The following is a 5,885-nucleotide window of genomic DNA, read 5'->3' as shown; positions in this document are numbered from 1 at the left end:
GTCATTTTAACCTGTACAGATTGGGAAGTTAAACAAATAGCTTCAATACTATGATGATGGGACTGGCGAAGGCTGTCAAGTAGTTTTTTTGTTGCTATTGGATGACGGCTGGTCAAATCATAATGTTCATGCAGTTATACGCTTGACACTAGAACCTATGGGGACTACTTTGATGACATGGCAGACCATAAACAAAGCTGTTAATTCTGCACAAAAATGTGTATGATAATTACAATAATATACGGAAAATATGGACATAACTATACACTCACAGGAAGACTTTGAGTTCATGCGTAAAGCTGGCCGGTTAGCAGCTGAAACTCTTGATTTTATTGCACCACATGTAGAAGTAGGAGTAACAACTAATGAGTTAAACAATTTATGTCATGACTTTATAATCAAAGCAGGCGCAATTCCAGCACCATTGAACTATAGAGGGTACCCCAAATCGATTTGCACTTCAAAAAATGCTGTTGTGTGTCACGGCATTCCTGATGATAAGCCGCTTAAGGATGGAGATATTGTAAATATCGATGTCACGGTAATTTTAAATGGCTGGCATGGCGACACGAGCCGTATGTTTTGGGCTGGTAAGCCATTAATAAAAGCAAAACGCTTGTGTGATGCTACTTATGGCGCATTGATGGAAGCGATAAAACAAGTTAAACCTGGTAATAAATTAAATGAAATTGGACTTGCTATAGAGAAATATATTGAAGATTTTGGCTATTCTATCGTACGTAACTATTGTGGACATGGTATAGGAAAAGTCTTTCACGCTCCACCAAATGTGGTGCATTTTTATAATAAAGATGAAACTCTTGTCCTAAAGGAAGGCATGTTTTTTACAATAGAACCAATGATTAACGCTGGAAAACATGAAACTCTGCTCAGCAAGCTAGATGGCTGGACAGTAACAACACGTGACCTTTCACTTTCTGCGCAGTTTGAGCATACGCTTGGGGTAACAAAAGACGGTGTTGAAGTATTCACATTATCGCCTAAGAATTGGCATTTCCCGCCTTATAGCTAGATTCTTTAAACTCTTTTATTTGGCGTCTTATGTTTAATTTTTCGCATTATGTGCACTGCATGTCTTAAAACTTCGGGTTTTCAAGCTGAACGCGCTTGTAAGTCGTTTAAGACATCAAAAACGCCAATATTATAAGATAGATAGTGAATAACTAGCTAACAGGGTTTTTTTGCCTTTTTTTCGTTTAGCAAGTTTCTTAAATATTTATAGCTAGTTGCAATTTATGAACAAACATTTGTTTTTACAGCAAGTGATATTGTTCCAGTGTGTGAAGCTGGAATGGCTTTGTTGCACAGCAATCGAAAAACCTAGCGGTTGCTGACAAAATCCATTATAAGATAGCAGTTTAACCGCTGAAGAAAAATACGCCAGAAAAAAGCTGGTACCGAAATAAAATTATTCACTGCTTATGCTGTAATATGGATGTAAGTTTTTAGCTATATGATATCTGAAATAATAAATGCAATACAGAACAACTTGTTAGTATGTTTTCCAACAGAGACAGTTTATGCTCTTGCTTGTAGTGCACTAGATAGTGGAGCTATAAAGAAAATATACCAGGTAAAGAAGCGTTCTCAAAATAAACCACTATCTATATCTGTTAGTGATATTTACAGTTTGACAAAAATAGCAGAGCTAGAGGAAAAATACTTTAGTTTAATAAACCACTTCTCTCCTGGACCAATTACCTATATCTTACCGCTTAAAAATAATAACATATTACCAAATGAATTCTTTAAAGGCAGCATAGGCGTAAGAATTCCTAATCATCCTATTGCAATTTCAATACTAAATGAGCTGAAAACTCCAATAGTTGCAACTAGTATCAATATTTCAGGAGAAAAAAGTGTATGCAAAGCAAGCGATATACCTCAATCTATTAAGCAACATCTGTCTGCGGTAATTGAAGATGATAAATTAGTTTCCGGTATGGAATCTACTGTTATTGACTTAACTGGAGATAAGATTAAGGTTTTAAGAGAGGGTGCAGTTTTACTTCAAGTAATATGTTTTCAGGCTGAGGTCGATAGGAGGAATGAAAAAAGTAATAGGCCATGATCAAGCCAAAAAAAAGTTGATGGACAACCCGTCTGTTCAATCTTGGCTGGTCTGTGGTAAAAAGGGAATAGGAAAGGCAACACTCGTAAAATCCTTTTCTAATTGGTTTCTTATAAAAAACTATGATGAAGTAGCGTTGGATTTGCACATTGTTGAAGGTAACAAAATAGGAGTAGAAAAGGTGAGAGAAATGAAAAGTTTTCTGCACTTAAGCCCTATTCAATCAGAATACAAGATAGCTGTTATAGACAGCTTAGAAGCAATGACGAACAACGCTAAAAATGCGATATTAAAAATATTAGAAGAGCCGCCGAAGAACTCTAAAATATTCATAATTAGCCACAAGCCATACAATATACAAACCACTATTAAATGTAGGTGCTTTCAACTAAATTTACTGCCACTGACTTACGATGAAACGAAGCAAGTTGTTTCATCTCAATGTAAATTTGATGATCAAGTATTCGATGAAATTGTTACCCTATTCTCTGGAACACCAGGCATGATAATAAATGCAATAAGTAGCGATGCCTGTGAATCATACAAATGCTGTTATACATTCCTTCGTAATTTGAATAACCCCGAAGCAATTAATAAAGTAATAAACAGCGAAATCGAGTTAGAACTAGCATCATATATAATTCAAGCCTTCGTTTTAGACAAAATAAAAAAAGAGGTAAATGGCGTTGAAATTTTGCTAAGTAAGTGGAAGAAAGTAGATGAACTTTTTGTTGCTGCTAAGCAACTCCACTTAGATAAAAAGCATGTTTTAGCTAATGCGATTAATATCATAGCATCAGTCCACTGAGTATAATACTTTTAGCATAAATTTGTGATAAAATACTGTCAATTTTATATTCAAAGTACGTGGTTTGACTGATAATAAATTAACTGTATGGCAATCGATAGAAGTTTTGATGAAAGCCATACTGAATATGCAGAAAGAACTAAGCTTAATTAAGAACATGGCTTTAGACCAGTACGTAACCTTAGAAAAAGGAAAGGAGCTATCAAATGGTATTTATGAAGCAAATTTTAAGCTAAACAAAGCAATTAATATAGCTACTTTGCCAAAAATTGGCTATCACATGCTCAGTGGCGAGTTTGTTGTGCGTAACCATATTACAAAAGAAGAGGTAAAAATCCCTCGAGATTTTCATTACCTTAAAGTTGTTAAATTGAATGACAGTGATTACAAATTAACATTTTGCAACGTTTTAGGCAATGAGTTTTTTGAATATAAAAAATATGATCCACAATATTCTGGTGTTTCAGATGAATATAAATTTGTGGATTTTGGTAGTGTGAAAAAGACCCATAACCTAAAATTTAAGGAACATGTTGGTTACGCACCTAAGTTTTTTGCTATGGAGGGAGCTGTTGAGCCTGGATCTCGAAACCATGCAGCGGATTTATTCGGGCTAGTTAAAGATGACAGAGGCAGAAAGGTGGGAACCCTCGCTGATGAATTTGGTTATTTTGATGACCAAGATAAATTACGTTATTATAATTACCACAAAAGTGCAGATGGTAATACCTATGATCCTGAAAATTTCAATGTAAAGATGATAGATGTGGATATGAGCAAAATTGACAAATTCTGTCTTATTACGGAACAAGGTGATATAATCGTTCATCCTGTCTTAGAAAATTTAAATATATTTTAAAATTTTTAGGGTTTATTGTTGTTATGATAATTCAACAGGGCTTTATATTATGGAAGACAAGCTGCTTGAATCAGTAAAAAACAAGAGTTATTTTAGTAAAGCAATTGAATGGTACTGTTATAGATACCTGTCTTGTATAGCAGAAAGATCTTGGATGGTATTGATAGTATCATTTCTCCTAGTGTGCTTATGTTTATTACTACTAAACATATACCTGTTGTTCCCTATTAAAAGAGATTTTAATTTTGTAAAATATGTGAATTACACAGAAGATGAGTTCTCTATAATACGTAAGCTTAGTTTTAATGAAAATGATGATGAATACACCTCTATAGCTAAGTACTTAGTAAGTAAATACGTTGAAGCATATGAATCTAGTAGAGTTATTGAGCCAGAATACCGAGAAAATTTCATACAAAACAACTCTATATATAAAGTCTATCAAGGTTTTCAAGAAAAAATGAGCAATGAAACTAGTGATTTGTCTTTATCTAAGAAAAAAATTTCCAACATAAATGTAGTAAAGTTATCCATCGACCGACCAATTAAGGACCTAGTCACATTCGCTGGAAGTGCTGTTGTAGTTTTTACAACTGAACAAAATAAGAAGGTGGAGAATCGAACTGTTGATATCAGCTTTACTTTGTCCAATACTCAGGCAGCTCTAAGTGGTATAATACCATTTAAATTTATTGTCGATAGTTATAAATACAGGTGATCACCATCCTTATTGACTGAAACACCTTCCAAGACTTTTAATCTCATTATTCTAGCCGTTAGACAATTTTTCAAAAATTCCTATACCAAATTTCACTGATAATAACGCTAACTATGGATTAGATTTTGGTAAGTTATTGAAAATCGTGACCTTTTGAATTGTGCTTAATCAAGCTTAAAAATGGCAGTTCATTGCCTTTCAAGCTGTAAAACTTCCCCAGTATGATATCGGTATTTTGTTTTTCTTGCAGTCCATCAGTTTTAGATGACGGGGAACTCTGTTACATGACTATTTAAAGGTGAAAACAGAAGCTGAAGGACTCGAGCTGGGCAAGTAAAATTCACGAAAGCTATAATTAAAGAGAAAATTTGGTAGAAATGAGTAATGGTAAAAATTTTTTTATTGACTCAATTCCATTTCATTCCATAAACTTAATTTATTTTTTTTATTAGATCTCAGCTAGGTACACACCTTTATGTAAATAAGGGTTAATAAAACGCATCTTATATGGCTAACTTTGTTAAATTGACAAGCAAGCGTGAGAGGAGTTCGTTTTGGTACTGTTTTAGACACTCTCACCCAATATAGTAAAAAGCTAATGTCCTTTCTAATAGTAGCAAATTGGAAAATGAATGGAACACGATCTTCATTTATTGACTTTATAAGCAAGCTTAACAGCAAGAGTAATGAAATTGCCTCTAGATTAGTGATTTGTCCACCTTTTACGTCGTTTCCAGACAACATAGAACTAAGCAATAATATTAGTATAGGGGCACAGAACTGCCATCATAAAGAATCTGGTTCTTACACAGGTGAAATCAGCGCAGAAATGCTGAAAGAATTAGGATGCACCCACGTAATACTTGGGCACTCTGAAAGAACCAACGAAACAGATAGTGAAATAAAGCTTAAATCAGAAACAGCAATAGAATCGGGTTTACGCCCAATAATTTGTGTAGGTGAAAATGCAGAAGATTACAAGGGTGGCAAAACAAAGGAAGTAATAGAATATCAATGCAAAAACCGCTTGCCAACACATGGTGAATATACTGTAGCATATGAACCTATATGGGCAATAGGTACAGGACATGTGCCAAGCAATGATGCAATTGCTGAGGTAATAGAAGTGATAAAATCCTGCACTGGTAAAAGGCACGTTATATATGGTGGTTCAGTCAGTTCAGAAAATATAGAAAATTTGTTGAATATATCAAATTTATCAGGGGTTTTAATTGGTAGTGCAAGCTTAGATTTCGACCACTTTTATAAAATTGTGCAACAGGTTGAAAAAGCCTATTAATTCTGAAATCAGTAATTAAGCGACCTAGCATTGTGCCCGTTTGGCGGAGCATGCGCGTCAAGTTAAGAGATTGTGAGCAAATTTAGAGAAGTTAGGGTTGATACCCTA

The 5,885-nt window shown here is 34.4% G+C and carries 6 protein-coding genes; all 6 read left to right on the top strand.

Annotated elements, in window-relative coordinates; translation table 11 throughout:
* The first annotated feature begins 250 nt into the window (after positions 1-250).
* The 6 genes from map to DM84_RS04415 all read left to right on the top strand — a co-directional run bounded on the left by map (position 251) and on the right by DM84_RS04415 (position 5,777).
* Positions 251-1,033 (top strand): type I methionyl aminopeptidase, encoded by a 783-nt coding sequence (gene map, locus DM84_RS04440; RefSeq protein WP_250778637.1) that lies wholly within the window; start codon positions 251-253, stop codon positions 1,031-1,033.
* Between the two features lie 441 nt (positions 1,034-1,474).
* Positions 1,475-2,092: an L-threonylcarbamoyladenylate synthase gene (locus tag DM84_RS04435; protein WP_250778635.1), complete on the top strand. Its 618-nt coding sequence runs from the start codon at positions 1,475-1,477 to the stop codon at positions 2,090-2,092.
* Positions 2,070-2,900 carry a DNA polymerase III subunit delta' gene (locus tag DM84_RS06265; protein WP_250778633.1) on the top strand — a complete coding sequence of 277 codons (831 nt, stop codon included), beginning with the start codon at positions 2,070-2,072 and terminating at the stop codon, positions 2,898-2,900. The genes DM84_RS04435 and DM84_RS06265 overlap by 23 nt, the downstream gene beginning before the upstream one ends.
* A 64-nt stretch (positions 2,901-2,964) precedes the next feature.
* Positions 2,965-3,759: a hypothetical protein gene (locus tag DM84_RS04425; RefSeq protein ID WP_250778631.1), complete on the top strand. Its 795-nt coding sequence runs from the start codon at positions 2,965-2,967 to the stop codon at positions 3,757-3,759.
* Between the two features lie 49 nt (positions 3,760-3,808).
* Positions 3,809-4,477: a conjugal transfer protein TraJ gene (locus DM84_RS04420; RefSeq protein ID WP_250778629.1), complete on the top strand. Its 669-nt coding sequence runs from the start codon at positions 3,809-3,811 to the stop codon at positions 4,475-4,477.
* Between the two features lie 598 nt (positions 4,478-5,075).
* On the top strand, positions 5,076-5,777 hold the full coding sequence (locus tag DM84_RS04415; protein ID WP_250778627.1) for a triosephosphate isomerase: 702 nt from the start codon (positions 5,076-5,078) through the stop codon (positions 5,775-5,777).
* Positions 5,778-5,885: the final 108 nt, after the last annotated feature.

It is taken from the genome of Wolbachia pipientis, assembly GCF_023661085.1.
Lineage (GTDB): Bacteria > Pseudomonadota > Alphaproteobacteria > Rickettsiales > Anaplasmataceae > Wolbachia.
The sequence above is the reverse complement of the archived record's forward strand: the minus strand, read 5'-3'. Positions and strand labels throughout refer to the sequence as shown.

Coding starts and splice junctions, on each gene's coding strand:
- map (WP_250778637.1), top strand. CDS start 251: ATGGACATAACTATACACTCACAGGAAGACTTTGAGTTCATGCGTAAA.
- DM84_RS04435 (WP_250778635.1), top strand. CDS start 1,475: ATGATATCTGAAATAATAAATGCAATACAGAACAACTTGTTAGTATGT.
- DM84_RS06265 (WP_250778633.1), top strand. CDS start 2,070: ATGAAAAAAGTAATAGGCCATGATCAAGCCAAAAAAAAGTTGATGGAC.
- DM84_RS04420 (WP_250778629.1), top strand. CDS start 3,809: ATGGAAGACAAGCTGCTTGAATCAGTAAAAAACAAGAGTTATTTTAGT.
- DM84_RS04415 (WP_250778627.1), top strand. CDS start 5,076: ATGTCCTTTCTAATAGTAGCAAATTGGAAAATGAATGGAACACGATCT.